17 protein-coding genes are annotated in these 24,517 nt (G+C 64.7%); 2 read left to right on the top strand and 15 right to left on the bottom strand.

Annotated elements, in window-relative coordinates; translation table 11 throughout:
- Positions 1-371: 371 nt before the first annotated feature.
- Positions 372-2,624 carry a catalase/peroxidase HPI gene (gene katG / locus ACYU03_RS10325; RefSeq protein ID WP_461890357.1) on the top strand — a complete coding sequence of 751 codons (2,253 nt, stop codon included), beginning with the start codon at positions 372-374 and terminating at the stop codon, positions 2,622-2,624.
- A 330-nt stretch (positions 2,625-2,954) separates the two neighbouring features.
- On the opposite strand, the gene ACYU03_RS10330 is transcribed toward katG, so the two are convergent.
- From ACYU03_RS10330 to ACYU03_RS10370, 9 genes are all read right to left on the bottom strand, one after another.
- Positions 2,955-4,685 (bottom strand): caspase family protein, encoded by a 1,731-nt coding sequence (locus ACYU03_RS10330; protein ID WP_461890359.1) that lies wholly within the window; start codon positions 4,683-4,685, stop codon positions 2,955-2,957.
- Positions 4,686-4,798: 113 nt separating this feature from the next.
- Positions 4,799-5,731 carry a hypothetical protein gene (locus ACYU03_RS10335; RefSeq protein ID WP_461890361.1) on the bottom strand — a complete coding sequence of 311 codons (933 nt, stop codon included), beginning with the start codon at positions 5,729-5,731 and terminating at the stop codon, positions 4,799-4,801.
- 22 nt (positions 5,732-5,753) lie between these two features.
- Entirely contained in the window at positions 5,754-7,307 is a 1,554-nt protein-coding gene (locus ACYU03_RS10340; protein ID WP_461890363.1) for a CHASE2 domain-containing protein, read from the bottom strand.
- Between the two features lie 236 nt (positions 7,308-7,543).
- On the bottom strand, positions 7,544-9,214 hold the full coding sequence (locus ACYU03_RS10345) for a GMC family oxidoreductase (protein WP_461890365.1): 1,671 nt from the start codon (positions 9,212-9,214) through the stop codon (positions 7,544-7,546).
- A 54-nt stretch (positions 9,215-9,268) separates the two neighbouring features.
- Positions 9,269-10,486: a mandelate racemase/muconate lactonizing enzyme family protein gene (locus ACYU03_RS10350; RefSeq protein WP_461890366.1), complete on the bottom strand. Its 1,218-nt coding sequence runs from the start codon at positions 10,484-10,486 to the stop codon at positions 9,269-9,271.
- Entirely contained in the window at positions 10,483-11,781 is a 1,299-nt protein-coding gene (locus ACYU03_RS10355; protein WP_461890368.1) for an MFS transporter, read from the bottom strand. The genes ACYU03_RS10350 and ACYU03_RS10355 overlap by 4 nt, the downstream gene beginning before the upstream one ends.
- Before the next feature lie 69 nt (positions 11,782-11,850).
- Entirely contained in the window at positions 11,851-13,275 is a 1,425-nt protein-coding gene (gene aldA, locus ACYU03_RS10360) for an aldehyde dehydrogenase (protein ID WP_461890370.1), read from the bottom strand.
- A gap of 188 nt (positions 13,276-13,463) precedes the next feature.
- Positions 13,464-14,402 carry a LysR substrate-binding domain-containing protein gene (locus ACYU03_RS10365; protein ID WP_461890372.1) on the bottom strand — a complete coding sequence of 313 codons (939 nt, stop codon included), beginning with the start codon at positions 14,400-14,402 and terminating at the stop codon, positions 13,464-13,466.
- Positions 14,403-14,439: 37 nt separating this feature from the next.
- Positions 14,440-15,615 (bottom strand): porin family protein, encoded by a 1,176-nt coding sequence (locus tag ACYU03_RS10370; protein ID WP_461890374.1) that lies wholly within the window; start codon positions 15,613-15,615, stop codon positions 14,440-14,442.
- Between the two features lie 219 nt (positions 15,616-15,834).
- Here ACYU03_RS10370 and ACYU03_RS10375 point away from each other — a divergent pair, with 219 nt between their 5' ends.
- Entirely contained in the window at positions 15,835-16,710 is an 876-nt protein-coding gene (locus ACYU03_RS10375) for a LysR substrate-binding domain-containing protein (RefSeq protein ID WP_461890376.1), read from the top strand.
- 40 nt (positions 16,711-16,750) lie between these two features.
- On the opposite strand, the gene ACYU03_RS10380 is transcribed toward ACYU03_RS10375, so the two are convergent.
- The 6 genes from ACYU03_RS10380 to ACYU03_RS10405 form a co-directional block, all read right to left on the bottom strand.
- Complete coding sequence (locus ACYU03_RS10380) at positions 16,751-18,109, bottom strand: MFS transporter (protein WP_461890378.1); 1,359 nt, start codon at positions 18,107-18,109, stop codon at positions 16,751-16,753.
- 88 nt (positions 18,110-18,197) lie between these two features.
- Entirely contained in the window at positions 18,198-19,637 is a 1,440-nt protein-coding gene (locus ACYU03_RS10385; RefSeq protein WP_461890380.1) for an NAD-dependent succinate-semialdehyde dehydrogenase, read from the bottom strand.
- Complete coding sequence (locus ACYU03_RS10390) at positions 19,634-20,668, bottom strand: aldo/keto reductase (RefSeq protein WP_461890382.1); 1,035 nt, start codon at positions 20,666-20,668, stop codon at positions 19,634-19,636. Before ACYU03_RS10390 ends, ACYU03_RS10385 begins: the two co-directional genes overlap by 4 nt.
- Before the next feature lie 10 nt (positions 20,669-20,678).
- Positions 20,679-21,191, bottom strand: a complete 513-nt coding sequence (gene fae, locus ACYU03_RS10395) for a formaldehyde-activating enzyme (protein WP_461890384.1) — start codon at positions 21,189-21,191, stop codon at positions 20,679-20,681.
- A 391-nt stretch (positions 21,192-21,582) separates the two neighbouring features.
- On the bottom strand, positions 21,583-22,914 hold the full coding sequence (locus ACYU03_RS10400) for an OprD family porin (RefSeq protein ID WP_461890386.1): 1,332 nt from the start codon (positions 22,912-22,914) through the stop codon (positions 21,583-21,585).
- A gap of 52 nt (positions 22,915-22,966) precedes the next feature.
- On the bottom strand, positions 22,967-24,508 hold the full coding sequence (locus ACYU03_RS10405) for an MFS transporter (RefSeq protein ID WP_461890388.1): 1,542 nt from the start codon (positions 24,506-24,508) through the stop codon (positions 22,967-22,969).
- Positions 24,509-24,517: the final 9 nt, after the last annotated feature.

The raw sequence follows: 24,517 nt of genomic DNA on the forward strand, positions 1-24,517 counted from the left end.
TCTGGTCGGCGCGTTTCAAGCGTCATCCTGCGGTCATGTAATGGCCCGGATCCTGTAGGTGCCAGCATCAGTCGGCGAAGATGGGGTGGCCTGACAGAGTCAGCCTATCAGCCCCCAATACCCCCTCTATTAGAACTCTGCCCAAGGTCGACTAATCTTTTTCACGGCGTTACGAAAAGCGCGGGGCGGTGTATGCCAGCAAATCGGTGAAAAACCGCAGCCGGAGGCTGCGTCAGCCCGCAAACCCGCGCCGGCGAAGACCGACGTTCCAAAAACCTGATGAGGGGTAGGCGTGAGCCATGAGGCTCTGCCGATCGAACACCCGGCATTGCTGGGAAATCTGGAAGAACCCGACCCAAAGGTACAAGCAGATGTCGAACGAATCGAAATGCCCGTTCCATCAAGCCGCTGGCGGCGGTACCACCAACCGTGATTGGTGGCCCAACCAGCTGAACCTGAAGATATTGAATCAACACACACCCAAGTCCGACCCGATGGACCCGGACTTTGACTATGCCAAGGCGTTCAAGAGCCTGGACTTCCAGGCGCTGAAGGCGGACCTGCGGGCGCTGATGACCGACTCCCAAGACTGGTGGCCCGCCGACTTCGGCCACTATGGCCCGCTGTTCATCCGCATGGCCTGGCACAGCGCAGGCACCTACCGCACCGGCGACGGCCGAGGGGGCGCTGGCTCTGGCCAGCAACGGTTCGCACCGCTCAACAGTTGGCCGGACAACGTCAGCCTGGACAAGGCCCGCCGGCTGCTCTGGCCGATCAAGCAAAAATATGGCCGCAACATCTCTTGGGCCGACCTGATCGTCCTCACTGGCAACGTCGCCCTGGAGTCCATGGGCTTCAAGACCTTCGGCTTCTCTGGCGGCCGTGCCGACGTGTGGGAGCCGGATGAAGACGTCTACTGGGGCTCGGAAAAGACCTGGCTTGGCGGCGACGTGCGTTACGCCAAGAGCGGTGATGGGCCACTGGTTGCCGAACCCCAGACCCACGGCACCCAAGAGAGCCGTAACGAGGCCCCAGGGCGTGACCTGGAAGACCCTCTGGCGGCGGTGCAGATGGGCCTGATCTACGTGAACCCGGAAGGTCCGGAAGGCAACCCCGACCCGATTGCCTCGGGTAAGGACATCCGGGAAACCTTCGGCCGCATGGCCATGGACGATGAGGAAACCGTGGCCCTGATCGCCGGTGGCCACGCCTTCGGCAAGACTCACGGCGCCGGCCCGGCCACCGCCGTAGGCCCTGAGCCTGAAGCTGCCGGTCTGGAAGAGCAGGGCCTGGGCTGGCGCAGCAGTTATGGCACCGGTAAGGGCGGCGACGCCATCACCAGCGGCTTGGAGGTGATCTGGACCTCCACGCCGACCCAGTGGAGCAACGAGTACCTGGAGAACCTCTTCAAGTTCGAGTGGGAGCTGACCAAGAGCCCCGCAGGCGCCCACCAGTGGCAGCCGAAGAACGGTGACGGTGCTGGCCAGATCCCCGATGCCCACGACCCGGGCAAGCGCCACGCCCCGGCCATGCTCACCTCCGACCTGGCATTGCGCTTCGACCCGATCTACGAGCCGATCGCTCGGCGCTTCAAGGACAACCCCGACCAGTTGGCCGATGCCTTCGCCCGCGCCTGGTACAAGCTGATCCACCGGGACATGGGGCCGCTGTCGCGCTACCTCGGCCCTGAGCTGCCCCAGGAGGAGCTGCTCTGGCAAGACCCGATCCCGGATGTCGACCACCCCTTGGTGGATGACCAGGACGTCGCCGACCTCAAGGCCAAGGTCCTGGCCTCTGGCCTGAGCGTGCCGGAGCTGGTGTCCACTGCCTGGGCCGCCGCCTCGAGCTTCCGTGGCTCCGATAAGCGCGGTGGCGCCAATGGCGGCCGCCTGCGCCTGGCTCCGCAGAAGTTCTGGGAAGCCAACCAGCCTGAGCAACTGGACAAAGTGCTCGGGACCCTGGAGCAGATCCAGGGCGAGTTCAACGGCGCCCAGGGCGGTGGCAAGAAGATCTCCCTGGCCGACCTGATCGTCCTGGCTGGCAGCGCGGGTGTCGAGCAGGCTGCCAAGAATGCCGGGCACAGCATCACCGTGCCGTTCAGGCCAGGCCGCACGGACGCTTCCCAGGAGCAGACCGACGTCGACTCCTTCGGCTTCCTCGAACCCATTGCCGATGGCTTCCGCAACTATGCCAAGGGCAAGTACACCGTGTCCGCCGAGGCCTTGTTGGTCGACAAGGCGCAGTTGCTGACCCTGACCGCGCCAGAGATGACCGTGCTGGTTGGCGGCTTGCGTGTGCTTGGCGCCAACACCGGCGGCAGCAAGCATGGGGTGTTCACCGACAAGCCCGGCGCCCTGACCAACGACTTCTTCACCAACCTGCTGGACATGGGCGTGGAGTGGAAGCCGACGGAGCAGGACAAGGACGTCTACGAGGCCCATGACCGCAAGACCGGCCAGCCGAAGTGGACCGGCACCCGGGTCGACCTGGTGTTCGGCTCCAATGCCCAGTTGCGGGCATTGGCCGAGGTGTATGGCAGTGCCGACGCCAAGGACAAGTTCGTCAAGGACTTTGTCGCCGCCTGGGTCAAAGTCATGGAGCTCGACCGTTTCGACCTGAAGTGAGCTGAAACGCGGGGCCAGCCCGCTCCCACCCAGCGTGGGGGCGGCTGGCCCCGCGGTCGTTTCATTCCCGCCTTGCTTGTTCCCTGGCATGCCCCTGCGCTGACACCTCCTGTCGATGTCGCCTTGGGCTCAACGCACGTGCTCTCGATGCATCAGGATGACCGGGCGCCATAACGCGGTGCCAACTGCTGATTGGAAAGTTGGCCGAACATATGACCTGCCGCCTGGTCTCGTAGGGCTCCCAGCGGCCCAGGTCATGTAGTGACGGAATGGAGATCAGCACGCCATGGTCGAAGTCGCTCCTCATCCCCTCCGGCCCGGCAGGCGTTGTCATTCGACTTTCAGCCCTTCATGTCTGAGTTTCTTGCAATCTCCGGCAGAGTCGTAGGCAAACGGACAGCGCAGTGCCCATCCCATTTCATGGGCGGCGCGCATGCGTTCGATGAGGCTGATACGCATCTGCTGCCTGAGCCGTTTGTATAGTTCGCTTTTGTTTCCGGACTGCTCCAGCAGATCTTCTGGAAGGTTGATACCGAATAGCGATGACCTGTCGGTGCGGCTCTCGAACCCATCGGGCAGGTTCTGCGGGTCGATGCTCTCGCAAGGGGGCAGGGGCTGGCTGGGGATTGTCCAGCCGATGCCGGGACGCTCGTAATGGAGGGTTTGATACTTCCGGCCGTATTCGCCGGGGCTCTTCACCACCATGGTCAACTGCAGGCCGCCATAGCCATCGACCGTGGCACAGGCCTTCTGGCGTTGTGCTGGAGTCAGGCTGTCGTGGCCGATCAGTGCGGCGTCGAGGTTGGTGTTGGCGAACGTGGCGCCGTCGAATCGGCTGCCACGCAAATCGGCGGCATTGAACGAAACCTCGCTCAGGTTGGCGCCGGAAAAGTCTGCGTCCCGCAGATCGGCCAGGCGGAAGCTGGCACCGCGCAGGTCAGCGTTGCGAAAGGATGCGCGACGCAGGTCGGCGCCCAGCCAGGCAGTGCGTTTGAGGCTGGCATTGTCGAAGTGAGCGCCGGGGGCGTCGGCGAGTGGCAAGAGTGCGCCATCGAGCAGGCTGTCGCTGAAGTTACTGTCTTTTGCGGTGACCGCCTGCAGGCGGGCGTCGCTCAAGTCGGAGCCGGACAAATTGCTGCCGGACAGGTCGGTGGTCTTGAAGTTGGCGCCGGCGGCTTTCAGGTTCGCCAACTGTGTGCCGTTGCGCAAGGAAATGCCCTGGAACAGCTCGGCCCTCTCGAAAGTCCGTCCTTCCTGGATCAGCGCGGCCAGCGCCTCGCTTTGGCCGATATCGCCTCGGGAGAACGTGCGCGAGGCTTCCAGAAGTACCTTGAGGCTGTCTGTCTTGACCGCACCTTCGCAACTGACCAGGCAGATCTTTTCCAGCTTGGAGACCGCCACTGGTAACTGATTGCTGTTCGCCTGAAGGCTGTAGCGCACCTCATCGAATACTTGCGACAGGCTCAGGCCCGGGGTCGCCAGTTTGGTGGCCAAGGTTCTGGCGTAGGTGCCGTCGTCGGAAGCGGGCAGTCCCTGGCTGGTGGACAGTGCCACCAGAAAACCACGCTCGGGTTCGCGCAGTGGTACCGCTTGCAGGGCAGGCGTTGTTTGCTCCAGCGTCGGCGTGCTGGTGGCCCCACGGCTGCGGGGCTGTTCCAGTGTGCGACAGGCGTCGATGACCACGAGCACAGTAGCTCCGTCCGGCTGATTGATGCGCAGTGGCTTGAGCAGGTCGCCCAGGCTCAGGGCCTGTTGCGCGAAGTCCAAGGTGGCGATGGACTCCACTTCAATCGGGATCAGGTAGTTGTCGTTGGCGTTGCTAGGGGCACCGCCGTGGCCAGCGTAGTAGAACAGTCCGATGGCGTTCGGCCCGGCGTTCTGGAGCAGGTCCTGGAATCGCTTGCGTGCTTGTTTGAGGCCTTCGAGGTCGGCGTTTTCCTCGGTTTCGACAGTGAAGCCCAGTTGCGTCAGGGTCTGGCGCAGGGTTTCGGCGTCGCGCAAGGGACCGGTGAGGCGGTCGGCGGGGTTGGCGTAATTGGCATTGGCGACGATGAGCGCCACGCGTTTATTGGTTACTACTGTGGCTTCGACTTGGGACTGTGCCGTTGATGCCGCGCAGAGAGCGAGGAGGGCAAGGGATGTGGCGAAGGTGGTAATACGTGGCATCGTGTGTGTCATTTCGGCACTACCTGTGGGTTTTCGGCGAGGATGCCCGCTAGCAGCCAACCGGCAAGCCAGACATCGCGGGTTTCGTTGAGCATGGCCACCGCTTGCAGGCGCCAGGCCGCGCCTCCCTCGCGCCATAGCCAGACGGCCCAGGCCGCCCGGGTCTCGGCGTCCAGCACCGGGGTGCCCGGGGGCACCCACTCCGGGCGTGGCAGTGCGGTCGCTGATACCTCTTCGACCGGCCAGATCAGCGTTGCGCCTTGCGCGTCCTCGGTTTCCAGGGCCGCCACGTTGGCGGGCGCGGGGGATGTCCTGCAGTGCGCGGCATGGATAGCTTCACCGCGCAGCAGTACCTGGCTGTCGGAATCCAGCCAATTGCAGCGCCAGGGGCCGCTGCCGTTGTGCCAGCCGGTCACTGTGCGGGTACCGATGACCAGGGCCTGGCGTGGCAGGTCACGCAGAGGCGTTATGGCCCGCATGACCTCGTTGTTACTGGCGCCACCGCCACGGCCGTGGGTCGGATTGGCACGTTGTAGGGTGGGGCCTAGGTCGTTGGCGCCAGCAAAAGCGGCGTTGAGGTAGGCTGCCACGGCGTTCAGGCGCGCCTTTGTCCCTGAGGGCACGCTGTAGGGGCCACGTTGGCCTTCCCAGATGAACAGCCTGCCCGCTTCGAACAGCTCCACTTGGGTGTTTTCCTGGCCAGGCTCGAACAACAGCGTGTCACCCTCGCACAGTACGCTGCCAACGGTTACAGGCGCGTGGGTCTGAGAGGACGCCCGGTCGATACTCAAGCGGGCGTTAGTCGGCGTCAATTGGTTGACCCGCGCCCGTATGCTCAGCCAGCCGTCTGGACAGGGTGACGGAGGCTGCTGCGCCAGGACCTGGGGAGTGCCCAGTGTGCACGCCAGGGCCAAGGCTGTCGCGGGCATCGATCGAATCATGGCGGGCCTCCTGAGGTGAGTGTCAGTGATGCTGGGGCGAGAGGCCGAACAGCTTTCCCAGGTGCTCCTCGACCGCGTGAACCAGGCGATGCATCTGCTCGATGTATTCATCGATGGCAATGGCGATGACAGGGACTAGCACGTCTAGCGAGGGAGTCGGTGCTTCAGGGGCGAATGACAGGGCCAGTGCCAACCCTACGACCCCTAGCATTGCGAAGGAGAAGGTCAGGCCGACCATAACCATGCGCCAGGCATTGGCGAGCAATGGCCGGGAGGGTGCCGCCGGGGTCGGGAAGCAGTAGCAGCGTACGGCGAAATAGCCTAGCCAGGGCAGGCCGCACCAGAGCACGATGAGGCACTTCTTGGCGATCAGTTGACCGAGACTCTTGTCCTGTTGGTGCGGGTAGGCTAGGAAGCTGCGCACGGCATTGATCACCACCTCGGGACCGGCCATGTCGCCCAGCGGGGTGTAGTGTCGGTCTCGGCGCAACGGGTTGGACACACCAATAACCACTACTTTGTCGCGATAGGTCGCGACTTGGCCGCACTGTGCGGTCTCGCTGTCCCAGAAGTGTGCGGCCAGGCAACGCTCGTAGCGTCCTCGGTAGACAGCCCAGCGTGCCCGCTCGGGGGCGACACCTTCGTCCAAGTGGGTGTATTGCGAAGGCAGGCTGAAGACGATGCGTGGGGCGTTGTCCGCGGGGGCGCCGGCTGTGAGCTCCGCGCAGTTGTAGCCGCTAGAGCCCAGGGTCAACGCTGCCAGGTATGGAAGGCTCGGCAGCCATGGCCCCTGGGTGGCCTGAGGCAGGCATTTGGGGTAACGGCGCAACGGCTGGCCAGGCAGCGGGAGGGCCACCGCCGCGCGTTGCGCTACCGCAGGCTTGTCCTCCAGCAACAGGGGCATGACCAGGCGGACTGGCCCAGGCTGGCCTGGCGTTGCCGATGGATACATCTCATAGGGGCCGGCGAACAGCACAGGCATCCGGGCGGCATCGGCCTGGTCCAGGGCTTGGCGCAGCGCCTGGTCTTCGGCCTGGGCGACGATCCCTGATTCGCGGGCCAGTACCAGATCCAGGATCACCAGTTTCGCCTGGCGCCTTTGCAGCTCGCCGAGGAGGGCGGCCAACAGGTAGCGGTTGAGTGGCCGTGCCGAACTGCAGTCGAGCTGGCGAGCGTATGGTGTGCTTGCCGACTGTCCGGTGCTTACCGCCTCGGCGTAGGCCGCGCAGGCCTGCTCCGAGGGAGAGGGCAGCGCTGGCACAGCGGGGCTGGCAGCGGGCAGTTCGGGATCGACATCAAGGAAGACATAACCGAATTGATCGCTGTCGCTTCTGGCAGGCACGGCACCTCGGACGCTGCTGGCTACCCGTTCGAAATACAGGCTGACCCGCAACCCCAGGTCTTCGCCATAGGCCTGCAAGCCGGGAAACACACGGTGACTAAGCCAAACCAGGACGATCGCTGTGACCAACCCCAGGACCAGCCCGGCCAGTGTCTTGACCAGCGCCTGGCGTAGCCACAGTGGCAGCAGGCGCACGAGTGCTGGAGGCGGGCTGGGGTGGCTTGGCCTGTCCATCGTAGTGCCCTGATGGGGTTAGAGGTCGGTGTCCATCCTGCAAGCGGCTTCCTGCCGATCTGAGTATGGCGCATGGCTGTGTGCCAGTAATTTTTTCGACGGGCGGGGAAGTTGGATCCGTGATCGGGTTCTTGTACGTTTCATGATCGGGGGGGCACCCCCGGCTCCCAAGGCATGCCTTCGCAAGCCTCCTGCAATCCCACCCACCCCACGACAGGGGCAGGTGAGTGGCTGCTTCAGGCGATTTTCCGCTCAGGCACGGCCGTGTGCTTTCCCAGCGCATCCTGCACCGGACCTTCGGCATCCTCCAATATCAGGTCGGCGCCTTTCTCTGCCACCATCATCACTGCCGCATTGGTGTTGCCCGAGGTCACGTTGGGGAATACGGAGGCGTCGACGATGCGCAGTCCTTGCAGACCATGGACGGCCAGGCGGCTGTCCACCACGGTGGTACGGGTGTCGCTGCCCATCGCGCAGCTGCCGCACAGGTGATAGATCGAACCGCAGTTCTCACGAAAGTACTGCAGCATTGACTGGTCATCGTCGACCGTTGGGCCGGGCAGTACTTCTTCCAGGGTGATTGCCTTGAGGGCCGGGGCCTGCATGATTTTGCGCATCAGGTGGCTGCCCTGGATGGCTTCGTCGATGTCCTTCTGCGTGCTCAGGTAGTTCGGGTCGATCAGCGCAGGCGCAGCCGGGTCGCTGGAGGCAATGCGGATTTCGCCGCGACTGGTCGGCCGACAGGGGTTGAAGCACAGCAGGAAGCCAGAGTAGGGCTCGGGCTTGAGGCTGGCCTTGTTGCTTTTCGGGATTTGGTACGACAGCGGGTTGAAGTACAGCTGCAGGTTGGGGTGCGCTTGCTGCTCGTCGCTGCGAAAGAAGCCGCCGGACTGGTTCACGCTCATCGCCAGTGGGCCCTTGCGGGTCAGCAGGTACTGCAGGCCGAGCTTGAGCTTGCCGAGCAACGAGCCGAACTCATCGTTCAGGGTTGGCATGCTGGCCTTGTAGTAATAGCTGACGCACAGGTGGTCCTGCAGGTTCTTGCCCACCGCTGGCAGGTGATGCAAGGTCTCGATGCCATGCGCTTGCAGCAGGTCGCGGTCGCCGACGCCGGACAGCTGGAGGATCTTCGGCGTGTCCACCGCACCGGCGGCGAGAATCACTTCGCGGTTGGCGTGGAATTCCCGCTGTACGCCATTCTGGGAGATGCGCACGCCGCTGGCGCGATTGCCGTCGAACAGCACACGCTCGACCAAGGCGTGGTGCTCCAGGGTCAGGTTGGGCCGGCCCAGCGCCGGGTGCAGGTAGGCGAAGCTGCTGGAGCAGCGGCGACCGTCGCGGATGTTCACATCGTAGATGCCGGCGCCTTCGAAGTGCTTGCCGTTGAAGTCCTCGCTGCGTGGGTAGCCGAGCTCGTCGCAGCCCTGGAGGAAGACGTCGCAGATCGGGTGCGCATGGCCCTTCATCGGGGTGATGCCGACGGGCCCGCTGCCGCCGTGGTACTCGCTGTCGCCGAGGGGGTGGCTCTCCAGCTTGCGGAAGTACGGCAGCACGTCCTTGAACGACCAGCCTTCGGCGCCGTTGGCCGCCCAGTCATCGAAGTCATGGGCCTGGCCGCGCACATAGATCATCGCGTTGATCGAGCCGGAGCCACCCTGGACCTTGCCCCGTGGCGCGTACAGGCTGCGCCCGGCCAGGTGCGGCTGTGGCTGGCTGTAGTACATCCAGTTGTAGGTCGGGTTGTAGTAGAGCTTGGCAAAGCCGACCGGCAGCTTGAACCATGGCGAGCTGTCCTTGCCGCCGGCTTCGAGCAGCAGCACGCTGTGGCGCCCCGACTCGCTGAGGCGCGCGGCCAGGATGCACCCGGCCGACCCGGCGCCGACGATGATGTAGTCAAAATTCTTCATGTGTCGCTTACCCTGTGTATGGAAGGCCGCCCCGGCAGTGGGGCGGCGTGACGCTCAGCCCCTGGCCGGCGAGGCGTCCTTGACGTCGACCGGGTGTGGCGCCATTTGCAGGTGCAGGCGCTCGCCCTCGTAGCCCGCATGCTGGCGCACCACGTCCATGTCCAGCTCCACGCCCAAGCCTGGCTCGCTGGACGGGATGATGTAGCCGTCTTCCCACTGCAGTGGCTTCTTGAGGATCTGCGCGTGAAAGCCATCCCAGGTGCCGATGCTTTCCTGGATCAGGAAGTTTGGCGTGCAGGTGGCCAGCTGGAAGCTGGCGGCGGCGCCGATGGGGCCGTTGTACAGGTGCGGGGCGATCTGCGCGTAGTAGGCCTCGGCCATGCTGGCGATCTTCTTGCCTTCGAGCAGGCCGCCGCAGCGGCCCACGTTCATCTGCAGGATCGAGGCGCCACCGGCCTGCAGCAGCTTGAAGAACTCGTATTTGGTGGTCAGCCGTTCGCCGGTGGCGATGGGGATGCTGGTCTTCGCCGCGACCTGGGCCATGGCGTCTTCCTGGCCCGGTGGAATCGGCTCCTCGAACCACAGCGGATCGTACTTTTCCAGGCGCTTGGCCAGGCGGATGGCGGAGGAAGGCACCATCTGCCCGTGGGTGCCGAACAGCAGGTCGCAGCGGTTGCCCACGGCTTCGCGGATGCGCCGGCAGAAGGTCTCGCAACGCTCCAGCACCTCCAGCGACAGCTGGTGCCCGGAGAACGCAGTGTAGGGGCCGGCGGGGTCGAACTTCAGCGCGGTAAAGCCCAGGTCCATGTTCTGCACCGCACATTCGGCGGCCAGGTCCGGGTCGCTGTAGTCGTACTCGCCTTGGGCGTTCACCGGGTACAGGTAGGTATAGGAGCGCAGGCGCTCATGCACCTTGCCGCCCAAGAGCTCGTACACCGGTTTGCCCGCGGCCTTGCCGATGATGTCCCAGCAGGCCATTTCCAGCCCGCTGACTACGCCCATCATGGTCAGGTCGGGGCGCTGGGTGAAACCGCTGGAGTAGGCGCGGCGGAAGAAGCGTTCGATGTGGTGCGGGTCCTGGTCGAGCAGGTAGCGTGTGAACACGTCTTCGATCACCGGCACCATGGCGCGGGGGTGGAAGGTGGCCGCGTAGATTTCGCCGACACCCTCGATGCCGCAGTCGGTCTTGAGGGTTACGAACAGCCAGTACATGCCACCGATGTGCGGTGGCGGCACCGCGACGACGTGAGTCTGCAGGGAGACGATTTTCATGCTTTGCCCGCCTTTTCTCGAATGCGTTTGTTCAGGAAGAAGGTGGCGACGACGCCCAGCAGGCCCATCACCACGACGTAGGAGAAATAGATCTGGTAGCCGATGAAGCCGGGGAAGCTGTCGATGATCCAGCCGTTGAGCAACGGCAGGAACACGTCCGGCGAATAGCCCACCAGGGAGATGATGCCGATGGCAAGGCCGGTGACCCGCAGCGGCACCTGGCAGTCATCGAGGATGGCCCAGTACAGGCCGCGGATGGCGTAGGTCATCAGGCCGATGAAGATCACCAGGAACACCAGCACGCCCAGCACCCGCAGGCTCGGCAACACGATCAGGCCGAGCAGGCCCACGGCTGCCAGAACCATGGCCCAGGCCAGCACGCCGACCTTCGAGTAGCGGTCGCCCAGCCAGCCACCGCCGATGCCGCCCAGCGGGCGCATCCACAGTTTGACGGTGGTGATCAGGCCGGCGGCGGTGGCGCTCAGGCCAAAACCACCTTCCTGCAGGTAGGCCGAGAAGCTGTAGGTGGCCCAGAAGAAGTGGTAGCCGCAGAACACGATGGCGGTGACCAGCCACAGCTCAGGAATGGCCAGCAGGGTGCGCAGGTCTTGCAGCAGGTTGGCCTTTTCCCGTGGGGCGCTGTCGTCGGCCTTGACCTGCGGGTCGCGCACCAGCATCAGCAATAGGCCCAGCACCATGCAGCAGGCGGCATAGAAGTGGATGACCCGGGTCAGGCCGACGGCATTGCTGCCATTGTTGCTGTCGGCGACGTAGGCGAACAGGCCGATGGCGACAGTGGCCAGCAAGGCCTCGACCAAGCCACGGCCGCCATCGAGTACGCCGAAGAAGCGGCCTTGCTCGGCGTCGCCGGCAATCATCTTCACCCGCTTGATCAAGGACGCCCAAAAGGTCAGCCCCGTGGTGATACCGAAGCCGCAGAAGATCGCCAGCAGCGCCTCGAAGCCGGGCAACTGCGCGTACCAGACGCCGAGCAGCCCGGTGCCGACCAGCGAGAAGCTGATCAAAAAGCGCGGTGACAGGCGGTCCGCCAGCCAGCCGCTGGGCAGGTAGCTGACCAGGAACGCGGTGCCGAGGATCGAGTACAGGTAGCCCAGCTGGCTGTTGTTGATCGCCAAGGCTTCAAGCATGGTGCTCTGGTACACCTGGCGCAGGTACAGCATCGGGTAGATAGCGCCAGCCGCCAGCACCAGGAGGGCCAGTTGCAGGTAGCGGGTCAGGTTGGCAGCGGCGGGTGCGGCCACGGAAATCGCCTCGGCATTTATTGTTTTTTTCATTGTTGTTCTCGCGGGCGGTGCTGTCGCCCAAGGTTGAAAATGGCGCGCAGGCAGGCGCGCCGCCGTCAGTCAGTACTTGAGCACCACCAGTCGCGTCTGGGTGAACTCGAGCATGCCGTGCTTGCCGTCGTCGCCACCCAGCCCCGAGCGTTTCCAGCCGGCGTGATAGCCCTGGTACGGGTCGGCTGGGGTGCGGTTGACGTACAGCTCGCCCGCTTCGATGGCATTGGCCACTTTCATGGCGGTGCGGTAGTTCTCGCTGTAGAGCACCGAGGACAGGCCGAACTGGTGGTCGTTGGCCATGGCCAGGGCGTCGTCCAGGGTGTCGTAGGCCAGCACTGGCAGCACCGGACCGAAGATCTCCTCCTGGACGATCTCCATGTCCTGGCGGCAGTGGCTGAGCAGGGTGGCCGGGTAGAAGTTGCCCGCGCCGTCCGGCCATTGGCCTCCGGCCTCCAGGCGCGCGCCTTCGGCGAGCGCGCGCTGGACCTTGGCGTGGATCTCTTCGCGGGCGCCGGCGCTGATCAGCGGTCCCATCCACGTCGGGTCGACGGCGCGGTCGCCAATGCGCACGGCGGCGAATCGCTCGCGCAGCAAGGCCAGGAAGCGGTCGTGGACGCTGGCCTGCACGTAGACCCGTTCGATGGCGGTGCACAGCTGGCCGCAATGGGTGGTCTTGGACGCGACGATGGCCGCTGCGGCGGCTTCCAGATCGGCATCAGCCTCGATGATCGCCGGGGTCTTGCCGCCCAGTTCCAGGGAGGGCTTGGCGATGTTGGCCTTGCAGTATTCGAGCACCGTGCGGCCAGCGCGCACGCTGCCGGTCAGGGTGATCATGCCGATCGCTGGATGGTTGCACAGGGTGGCGGCCACCTCGTGCTGCATGGCCAGGATGTTCACCACGCCGGCCGGCAACTGCGCCTGTTGCACCGCCCGGGCAATGGCGAAGGCCGACATCGGCGTGTTGTTGCTTGGTCGCACCACCACCGTGTTGCCGCTGATCAGCGCCGGGGCGACCTTGCGCAGCAGGGTGTAGACCGGGTAGTTGAACGGGATCAGGCAGGCCACCACGCCGATCGGCTCGCGCTGCAACAGGATGGTTTCGTCGCGACTGTCGCTGGGGATCACTTCGCCTTCGATGCGGCGTGCCCATTCGGCGTGGTAACGGGTGATCTCGGCGGCGTAGACAGCTTCGTTGCGGGCTTCTTCGCGGGCCTTGCCGGACTCCGCGGCCAATGCGTCGCCGATGTCGTCGGCGCAGGCGACCAGGGCATCGGCCAAGCGCTGCAGGTGGCGGCCACGTTCGATGGCGGGCAGGGCGGCCCATTCGCGCTGGGCGCGGGCGGCAGCGTCGGCGGCCTGGCTGGCCTGTTCATGGCTGGCTGCAGCAACAGTGCCAGCCAGCTCGCCGGTGGCGGGGTTGAGCACGCGCAGGCTGTCGCTGGAGGTCCGGTCGACGAAGCGACCGTCGATGAAGTTCTGCTCTGTACGCATGGAAGGTTCCGGTTGCGGGTTGAACGGCCCCACAAGGCCCGGCCTCCGGCCTTATCGTCCGGTAGGCGTATAGGTTTTTTCTTGTGGGTTATGGCCGACAATTTGTCGCAGCCAGGCACCTGGAACAAACGATTAATGCGAGCGGGTAACCTTCAAAAAACGCATGTTACCGGTAGGGGCTGGCCGGCTCACTCGCAGTCGGCCACCTCGGTCTGGCCACCCAGGTTGCGTTCGGCCAGCCAGACCTCCTGCATCAGCCATTCGCGGAAATGCTCCACGTGCGGCGGCAGTTCCTGTTCCGGGCGGGAGACCCACCAGTAGGACTGGTGGCCATCGACCTGCACGTCGAGTACCTGTACCAACTGGCCGGCCGCCAGTTCCCGGGCGACCATCTGGCGGTCGGCGATGGTGATGCCCAGGCCATCGATGGCGGCGCGGATGGCCAGGTCCAGCAGGTCGAACTCATAGCCACCTTGCAGGTCGATGCCTTGGATCCGCGCGGCGTCCAGCCAGTGGCGCCAGGTGAGGAAGCGCTGGTCCTCACGGGCCAGCACATGCAGCAGGGTCATGTTGCGCAGGTCGACCTGGCGTTCATCCTGCTGGGCCAGCAGCGTCGGCGAACACACGGCGATGTGCCGCTCGTGCATCAGCAGCGAGCTGTCCAGGCCGTCCCATTCGCCATTGCCGAAGCGGATGGCGCAGTCCAGGGTGGCGACCTCCGCCAGGTTGTCTTGCAGGTGGGTGGTGAGGGTCACCTCCAGCCCGGGAAGGGCTTCGCGCAAGCGCCCCAGGCGGGGCAACAGCCAGCGGCTGGCGAAGGTGGGCGGGGCATTGAGGCGGATGCGGGTGGGGTGCTGGCGCTGCTGGATGCCGCGCACCGTCAGCTCGATGCGGTCGAACGACTGCTGCAAGGCGCGCAGCAAGGTGCGCCCTGCGTCGGTCAGCTGCAAGTGATGATGACGGCGCTGCAGCAGCGGTTCGCCCAGTTGCTCCTCCAGTTGCCGCACCTGGCGGCTGACGGCGCTCTGGGTCACGTTGAGCACCTGCGCGGCGCGGGTGAAACTGCCGGTGCTGCCGGCCACTTCGAAGGCTTTCAGGGCATTGAGTGCCGGTATCTTGCGTTTCACTCGCCGGGGTCTCCTGCTGCGGCATCAGCTGCCGGGTCTAGAAGTAATAGCCAATGTTGGCATACAGCTGGTTCTCCCAGTGGTCGGTGCCACCCTGGGCCAGGCTGTCGGTGTAGCTGCTGCCGCCGATGTACGGGTCGTTGCGGCCGTTGAGCCATTCCACCGCGATGTAGAACTTGCGCACCGAAAATGACGTGCCGAGGATGAAGCGCTCCGATGTATCGAAACCCTGGGCCGATTTGGCGAAGCGGCTGTAGTTGCCGTACACCGTCAGCCCGCTGACCCAGTCACCGAGGAAGGTGCCGGGAAAGCTGTAGCTCAGGTCGCCGACATACAGGTTACCGCGGCTGGCGACGTTGTAGGTGCCGTCGTAGCCGCCAAAGGTCACCCGCTCGCCGTCGTCGGGGTTGCGTGGCGACATCTGTTGTCGCGCCGCCAGCAGTTGGATGCCCCAGGGGCCGTTCTTGCCCAGATAGTGCACGGCGACCGCGTTGCGCCTTCCATCGTCATGGGTGTCGCGGTTTTCCAGGCGCGAGGTGAGCCCTGAGATGCCCACTTCCGATTGCCAGTCGCCCAATTGCAGCGAGCGTGCCGCTCGTGCCACGACGATCTGCCGCTCCTGGTTGCGGTTGCCGTCGGTGACATAGTCGTCCGCCGGGGTGACCACGCTGGAGTAGGTGCTGCCGTTGCTGGTGCCGCGACCAGGCCAAGCGGTGCGGCCATACAGGCCGAACTGCAGGTTCCAGTCGCCTTGTTGGTGGATGTACTTGGCACCCACCGCTTCGACGTCCTCCAGGCCGATGACGTTGCCGAGGGTTTCGTAGAAGGTGCTGCCGAAATAGGGCTGCAGGCCGAACGGAATCTGGTTCAGGCCGACTTGTACCTGACGGTCCTCATCGAACTTGTAGCCGATCCAGGCGTACTCGGCGAAGGACACATCGCCGACCTGGTCGGTGTACTGGTAGGGGTAGGCCTTGCCGTAGAAACGGTAGCGCACGGCGCCGATCCAGGTGTCGGAGTCGTAGGTGGCGCGCAGCATGATGGTGTCGAGGCCGGCCTTGTCGATGTCACGGTCCGGATCATGGTCCAGGCGGGCGCGTATCGCGCCGCCGATGTCCAGGTTGTCGGTGACCGGAACGGCCAGGCTGTTGGCGCTCAGGGCCAGCAGGGCAGGGAGCAGGACGTAGGTGGGGCGTAGGTTGAGTGGGGGCACAGTGACCTCGGGTGTTTTCTTGTCGTTATCGGGAGCCGGCGGGAGCAGGGGCGCGTAGCGGGCCCATTTGCCTCGCGGCTGCCGGGCGACCCTATCCAACGATCGCACCAGGGCACAAACGACCAATACGCAGCAGTAACCCGAGAAAAACGCATGTTTGTTGGGAGCGGTCACGCTGTAGAATCGTCCTACAAAAACAACGAACTATGACTCCATGCCATGCGTACCCTGCCGCCGCTGAACATGCTCAAGGTTTTCGAAGAAGTCGCCCGCCACCGCAGCTTCAACCGCGCCGCCGATGCCCTGAGCGTCACCCAGGGCGCGGTCAGCCGGCAGATCAAGCAGTTGGAGGATTACCTGGGTGTCATCCTGTTCGTGCGCGGCCCGCGTGGGTTGGCGCTGACCGAGGCGGGCAACGCCCTGGCGCCGCATTTGGGGGAGGCCTTCGACCAGATCGAGCGCGCCCTGCAAGCGGTGCGCGTGCCCAACCTGCGCCAGCGCCTGCGTATCCTCGCGCCACCGACCTGGGCCACCCGCTGGCTGTCGCCGCGCCTGCGCACCTTCATGCAACGCTACCCAGACATCAGCCTCAGCGTCACCAGCCAGCGTGACGACGAACACCCTGGTGAACTGGACTGCCGCATCCTGTTCAGCCGCGAAGGCGAGCCTTCAGGCAGCCGCCAGTTGCTGGTCATGGAGCGGCACATCGCCGTAGCCAGCCCGGAGTTGTTCGAGAATGGCCGCGAGCCCTGCCTGAACGCTCACCCGCTGTTGCACATCCTCCACGAAGGACGGCGCCTGCGGGTGTGGGAGAACTGGCTGGCCGCGACCGGGCGCGCCGACGTCGATGCCGACAGCGGCATCGAATTCAGCACCCTTGACCAGGTGATCCACACTGCACTTGCCGGCGGCGGCCTGGCGGTGATCGACCGGCAGATGATCGAGCGCGAACTGGCCAGCGGCAGCCTGCTGCCGATCACCCCGGTGGAAGTGATCGGCCCTTATGGCTACTGGCTGGACATCCCGCCGGACAAGCGCGGCCTGTCGAAGGTGCAGCGCTTTCAGGAATGGCTGGCGCTGGTGAGCAACCCTTAGGCCCGAGTCGGCCCTGTCTCTGGCAAAGCGGCCCCAATAATCAGGCCGCCGCCACCTTGCTCAGCTCTTTATCTTGCGGCGTACTGCCATCTCCCCGGCACGCATCGGCCAGCGACAGGCTCTTGGTTTCTGGAGCCCAGGCCATCGACACCAACGCGCCGAACAGCAGGATCCCGGCGAGGATCGCCATGGTCGGGTTCAAGCCGATGTCGGCCACACTGACCGGAAGCAGAAAGGTACTCACCGCCGAGCCGAGGCGGCTGGCGGCCGTGGCCAGGCCGATGCCACTGGCGCGGACCTCGGTCGGGAAGCTCTCCGCCGGGTAGACCCCCACCAGGTTGCTCACCGCCGATAGCACCAGGGTGAACAGGCCGAACAGCGCGACCATCGCCCAGGCCATGCTGCCGGGCACCAGGACCAGCAGGAACAGCGCCGCCGACAGGATCAGGAAGCTGTTGATGAGAAAGCCCCTGCGGCTGAAGCGCACCGTGCACCAGATGCCCAGCAAGGCCCCGACGATCAGCAGGGCGTTGAGCATCATCTCGGTGCCGAAGCCCTCGGCCAGGCCCATCTTCTGCAGGATCGCCGGCAGAAAGGTGTAGATGGCGAAGTAAGGCATGACGATGCAGATGAAGAACAGGCAGTTGAACGCCGTGCGCTTGCGGTATTCGCGGCTGAACAGCGCACTGAAGCCAGCCTGCCCAGGCCTGGCGATCTCGTCGTCGAGCACCACGTGAGCGCCCAGGTGCTTGCGTACGATGGCGCGGGCTTCCTCGACGCGGCCCTGGTGCACCAGCCAGCGCGGTGATTCTGGCGTGCCGATGCGGGCGATCAGGATCAGCGCCGCCGGTATCGCCGACGAGGCCAGCATCCAGCGCCAGGCGTCATCGCCCAGGGGCAGCAGGGCTGTGCCGACGAACGTCGCGGCCACGTAGCCGAAAGTCCAGATCACGCTGAACGAGCCGAGCAGCACGCCACGCTGCTTGCGCGGCGAGAACTCGGCGAGCATGGCGTGGCCGACGCTGAAGTCACCGCCCAGGCCGATGCCGATCAAGACCCGGCAGAGAAACAATTGCAGGGCGCTCTCGACGAAGAACTGCATGACCGAGGCCAGGGTGATGAGCACGAAGCTGATCAGGAAGATCTTCTGCCGCCCCAGGCGGTCGGAAATCCAGCCGAAGAACAGGCTGCCGACAAACAACCCAAGCAACGCCGAGGCGCCGATCAGGCCCTGCCAGAAGGGGGTCAGTTGCATCTGCGGATTGATCAGGGTGAAGGCGATGCCGATCAGGCCAAGGATGTAGCCATCGGTGAAGTGAGCGCCGAAGGTGAGGCCGGCGATCTTGATATGGAACCGGCCGATCGGCAGGTCATCGATCTTGACTGTCTGTCCCGTCATGTTGACTCCTCGTTGTTCTTGTTGGTCTGAGCATTGCGGGCCCGCCGCGCCCTTGAACGGGACGCGGCGGGGTACTGCCGGGTGCGGGTCAGGCCGACAGGCCGCCCATCAGCACGTACTTGATTTCGAGGTAGTCATCCAGACCGTAGCGCGAGCCTTCGCGGCCCATGCCCGAGGCCTTGATACCGCCGAAGGGCGCCACCTCGGTGGAGATGATCCCCTCGTTGATGCCGACGATGCCGGCTTCCAGGCCCTCGGCCACCCGCCAGATACGGCCGATGTCGCGGCTGTAGAAGTACGCCGACAGCCCATACGGCGTGTCGTTGGCCAGGCGCAGCACTTCGGCTTCGTCCTTGAAGCGAAAACAGGCGGCCACCGGGCCAAAGGTTTCTTCGCTGGCGATCAGCATCCCGGGCTGCGCTTCGGTGAGCACAGTCGGCTCGTAGAAGGTTCCGCCCAGGGCGTGGCGTCGGCCGCCGCAGAGCAGGTGGGCGTCTTGCTCCAGGGCATCGCCGACATGCTGCTCGACCTTGGCCAGCGCCGCTTCGTTGATCAGCGGCCCCTGTTCGGTTTCGCCTTGCAGGGCATTGCCCACGCGCAGGGCGCGTACGGCCTCGGCCAGCTTGTGGGTGAAGGCGTCGTAGACACTGTCCTGGACGTAGAAACGGTTCACGCAGACGCAGGTTTGGCCGGTGTTGCGGAACTTGGAGGCCATGGCCCCACGCACGGCGGCATCCAGGTCAGCGTCGTCGAAGACGATGAAAGGGGCATTGCCACCGAGCTCCAGCGACACCTTCTTCAGCGTGTCGGCGGCCTGGCGCATCAGCAACTTGCCGGTACGGGTGGAGCCAGTGAAGGACAGTTTGCGCACCACGGGCGATGCCTGTAGCGCGCCGCCGATAGCCACGGCGTCGCCGGAGACGATGTTGAACACGCCGGCTGGCACGCCAGCCTGCTCGGCCAGCAGCGCCAGGGCGAAGGCCGAGAGCGGGGTTTCTTCCGAGGGCTTGAGAATCAACGTGCAGCCGGCGGCCAGGGCCGGGCCGACCTTGCGCGTGACCATCGCCAGGGGGAAGTTCCACGGCGTGATCGCCGCCACCACGCCCACCGGTTCCTTGGTCACCAGCACCCGGGCATCGGCCTTGGGCGAGGGGATGACATCGCCGTAGACCCGCCGGGCTTCCTCGGCGAACCATTCGAGGAAGCTGGCGGCATAGGCGACTTCACCCTTGGCTTCGGCGAGCGGCTTGCCTTGCTCGCTGCTGAGCAGGGTGGCCAGTTCGTCCTGGCGGGCGAGCATCAGCTCGGCCCAGCGCCGCAGGATGACGGCGCGCTCCTTGGCCAGCTTGCCACGCCAGGCCGGCAGCGCTCGTTCGGCGGCGGCGATGGCGGCGTTGGTTTCTTCGGCCCCGGCGCGTGGCACCTGGGCGATCGACTCGCCAGTGGCCGGGTTGAGCACGCTGTAGGTGGCGCCGGCGGTGAGCCACTGGCCATCGATGTAGTGGCCTGCTTTCAACAGTGCGTTCATGCCACGGCCTCCTTGATCGCGAATGTCTCGTGCAGTGGGCGCGCCACGCGCAGGATGCGCTTGCCGGCGGTGTAGTCGTTGATCAGGTCGCAAGGTGTGTAGTTGCGTTCCAGTTCGTACAGGTCCTCCTCGTCCAGGCGCATCTGCAACGCGGCCAAGGCGCTGTCGAACTGCTCGGTCGTGTCGGCTCCCACCAGCATGCAGTCCACGCCTGGGTGATTCAGCACCCAGGCCTGGGCGACCTGGGCGTTGGACACGCCATGACGGCGGGCAACGCGCTGCACCGAGCGGGCGATCTCGAACGAGACTTCGTCGCCGTACATCTGCTGGGTGAAGAAGTCGGTCTGGTTGCGTGTGGATTGCGCGTCGCCGGTCAGCAGGCCTCGGGCCAGGGGGCTGAACACCGAGACGCCCAGGCCCTGGTCGCGGCAGAACGGGATCATCTCGCGCTCTTCTTCCCGGTACGCGCAGTTGAGCTGCAGCTGCATGTTGATCGGCTTGACCCAGCCATTGCGTTCACAAGCCAGGAGGATCTTCGCCAACTGCCCGGTGAGCATGGTCGAGACGCCGATGTAGCGTGCCTTGCCAGCACGCACGATATCGTTCAGCGCCCCCATCACTTCTTCCACTGGGGTGTTGATGTCGTAGAAATGCAGCATGTAGAGGTCGACGTACTCCATGCCCAGGCGCTTGAGCGAGGCATCGATACTGTCGAGGATGTGCTTGCGCGAGTGACCGCTGGCGTTGATGCCGGCACGCGTGCCGTAGCCCACCTTGGTGGTGACCACGATGTCTTCGCGGCGCACCAGGCGCTTGAGGATGCGCCCGACCACTTCCTCGCCGACCCCGGCGGAATAGAAGTCGGCCAGGTCGATGAAGTTCACCCCCTTGTCCAGCGCATGGCGCACGATCGGTTCGCTGGCCGCCTCGTCGAAGATCCATGGTTTCCACTCGGGGGTGCCCATGTTCATGGTGCCGAGGCAGAGCTTGGACACCTGCAGGCCGGAGTTACCCAGACGGATGTATTGCATGGCGCTCTCCTCAGGCTTTCGGGGTGTAGAAGGGGTTGCCGATCTGGTTGAGTGCATCGGCCAGTTGGGCGCGTTCCGGCAAGCCCAGCAGCGCGGCGCGGATCGCTGTGCGGCAGGCGTTGTAGTTGTTCAGGTAGACCGCATCGAGGTCATCGCAGCCCGGGTTGACCCAGTTCGCGGTGACGATGGCCCACTCATCCTCCGCCTCGGCCGGCAGGGTGCCATCCAGCAGCGCCTCGGTCACCGCCTTGGCGATGCCGGCCTGGGACGCGCCCCAGGTGGCGTTGGCGTGCAGGTCGCCGTTGATCTCGGCCTTGTTCACGTACAGGGTCATGGGTTTGACCGGCACGTTCGGCTGGGCGATCACCATGAATGGGCAATGGCCTTGGCTGGGCGACGCCAGGCTGTTGGCGAACGCCTGCCCGGCAGGGCCGTTGCGCGGCCCCATCATGATGTTGATATGCGCGGCGTTCACACCGGGCCCTTCGAAACCTTCACCGATGTACAGAGCGAGCTGCTTCATGGAAAACCTCAAGCGATAGACGAGATGAACGAACCCTGGGCAGCACAGGCTACCCACGGCAGGAATCAGGTGCTCAGCGCAACAACGTGGCAACCCGTCGCGACCGCGCGGCAAGGCGGTTGGCGGGTGTCATGCAAGGAACAGAGGCGGACAAGGGAAGTGCGGACATGGCGCGACGCTCTTTGTTGTTGTTGGGCGAGCCTGCTGGCCGGGGCCAGTCGCGAAGAGTTGTATCACCGGGGTGAAAGCGGGCAGTAGGGAGAAGATTTCAAGGGGGTATGACGGCAGGTCATAGGTTCGAGGCGCCAGGACATGGCGCAGGCGAGGGGAGGCACAGGGGGGCAGCGACTGGGGAGGCGCAGCGGCCTGTCCAGCCGCTGCCATGGTGGCGCTACAGGAGGTTGATCGGGTAGTTGATCAGGATCCGGTGCTCGTCTGCGTCGCGCTGATTGCCGACGGTCGACCGCAACTGTGCGTGGCGAAGTTGTATGTTCAGGTCCTTCGCCGGGCCCGATTGCACGGTATAGCCGAGCGTGACGTTGCGTTCCCACTCCTTCTTGTCACCTTCGACCGCCTTGATGTTGGAACCACTTTCGTACATGCCGAGCAAGGTCAAGCCTGGTATCCCAACACTGGCGAAGTTGTAGCCGTAGCGTACTTGCCAGGTGCGTTCGCCGGCACGTTGGAATTTGCCGATCATCGACTCGGTCATGAAGTAGGCGGTGGAGCCGTCGCCCTGGTTCAGCCACACGGCATCGCTGTCGCCGCTGACGACCTGGTAGCCTGCGGCGAAGGTATGGCCGTAGAGCTGGTAGGTGAACTGGGCGCTGGAGAGACGGCTGTCGACCTTGCCTTTGGTCACGCCGTTGCCGTAGTAACCCACGGTGTAGTAGTCGCTGTCGTGGCCGTTGGCGCCGTCGGAGTGGTTGTCGAAGTGGCGCAGATCGGTACGCAGGGTACCGGCCCCCAGCTTCATATCGTGCTTCAGGCCTAGGAAGTGCTGTTTGTAGAAGTCCTGGAGGTTGCCGTAGTAGTACTGCAGGGTCAGGTTGTCGGTCGCTTGGTAGTCGACGCCGGCGTAATAGAATTTATTGACGAACTTGCCGGTCAGTGGATTGTTGGCACCCGGGATCGACATGCCCATCTGGTTGGTCGAGCCGCGGCCCATGACGTGTTCCAACTGGCCGGCAGTGAAGGTAAAACCGTCCAGGTCCTTCGATTGGATCTGACCGCCGCGGAAGGTCTGTTGCAGCATGCGGTCGGTCGACATCACCACGGGCAATGCTGGTACCAGGGTGCCATAGCGTAGTTCTGTCTTGGCGAAACGTGCCTTCAGCGTGCCCCCCAGGCTGGAGAACTCATCGACCGCGCGGCCATCGCTGTCGGTAGGGAACACGTTGCCGTTGAACGCGGTGCTTTGCGGGTTGTAGTGGCGGCCTTTGCCCGAATCCAGGCGGATGCCCCACTGACCGAGCAGGTCCACACCGAAGCCGACCGTGCCCTGGGTAAAGCCCGATTGCACATTGAGCATGAAACCCTGGCCCCATTCCTGGGTGTAGTTCGGGGCCTCGCTGCCACTGCGGTTGTCGGCGTTACTGAAGAAGTTACGGGCAAGTATGTTGGCCTCGGTGTCCTCCAGGAAGCCTGCAGCATGGCCCTGCTGTGCGATGAGCAGTCCGCAAAGGCCCGTTGCCAGCATGGGGGCGCGATCAAAACGCTCCATCGTGTTTATCCTCTGTCGTTAAGTGTTGTGAGAGGCAGTGAAAGGGCGGCAGTCAAGATTCTTGTTTTTCAGGAGCAGCGGTGGGCCGGACCCGCGGCAGCGTCACCGGCGGCAGGCGGTACAGGACGAACAGCGCCAGCACGCCGAGAGCGGCGCAGGCAAGCAGCCCGGCCCCGATCGATTGCGCGAGGGCCGTTCGGGCCAGCAGGAACAGAGGGTCCTGGGCAGCGCCAGGCCCGTGTTGCAGCAGCACTTGGGGATCGCAAAGGCGGGCGAATGCCTCGCTCTCGCCAGCGGCGGCCAGGCTGCTGCGCAGATGGGTGGCATAGAGCAGCTTGACCAACACCGCCATGACAGCGGTGCCGAGGAGCCCGCCGACCAGGCGCAAGGATTGGGTGAGAGCGGTGGCGATGCCGAGGAACTGGTGCGCGGCCAGGGTCTGGGTAAATACCGTGAGGTTGAGCAGGATGAAGCCGAGCCCAAGGCCGGCCAGGAGGATCAACCCCAGCAGCACCGCGAAGCTGGCCGACAGGCCGACCCAGGCGAGCCCCAGGCACGCCAGCAGCAGCGTGCAGAAACCGGCGAACGGCAACAGGTTGGGGTTGGCCATGCGGGTGACGATGCGGCCATTGATGATCGCACCCAGGGTGATGCTCAAGGCCAGCGGTGTGATCAACAGCCCGGCATCCTGGGGCGAGTAGCCGTAGCTGCCCTGCAGCAGTAGGGGCAGGTAGAACAGCAACGTGAACAGGATGGCACCAGCCAGCAGCGACAGGACGAACAGCAACCTGATGCGCGTGTCGGTGAACAGCACCCGTGGCAGCAGGGCATGATGGCAGCGGCGCTCCCAGCGCCAGAGGACGGTGAGGGCGGTGCAGAACAGGGCGCCGAGAACCGAGCACAGCATCAGGTCGGCCTGCTCCAGCCGCTCGACCAACAGTTGCAGGCTACCCAACACCAAGACGATCAGTACCGCACCGACCCAGTCCAGGTTGATTGCACCGGCCGATGACGGCCGGTACCAGGGCAGGAAGCGCCAGGCGAAGAACAGTGCCAGCGCCCCCAGGGGGATGTTCAGCCAGAACACCGAACGCCAGCCGAATTCGCCGGTGAGGTAGCCACCCAGGCCTGGGCCGATGGCATTGACCACGCTGAACATGGCGCTGAGCAGAACCTGCCAGCGCAGGCGCTGGCGCGTATCGGGAAAGAGTTCGGGCACACAGGCGAAGGCCGTGCCGATCAGCATGCCGCCGCCGACACCCTGCAGGATGCGGCCAATGACCAGCACCAGCATGCTGTCGGTCAGGGCGCAGACCAGCGAGGCCAGGGTAAAGACCACGGTAGCGGCCAGGACGAACGGCTTGCGCCCATAGTAGTCGCCCAGGCGGCCGAAGATCGGGATGGTGACGATGGAGGCGAGCAGGTAGCCGGTGGCGACCCAGGCATACAGGTCGAAACCCTGCAGTTCGCTGACGATGCTCGGCAAGGCGTTGCCGATTACGGTCTGGTCGAGCGCCGACAGCATCAGTACCAGCGATACACCGAGCATCGCCAGCAGCGCCTGCCTGAAGGTCATCGAAGGCTGGATCGACATCGTCACATC

It is taken from the genome of Pseudomonas sp. X10 (assembly GCF_054889225.1).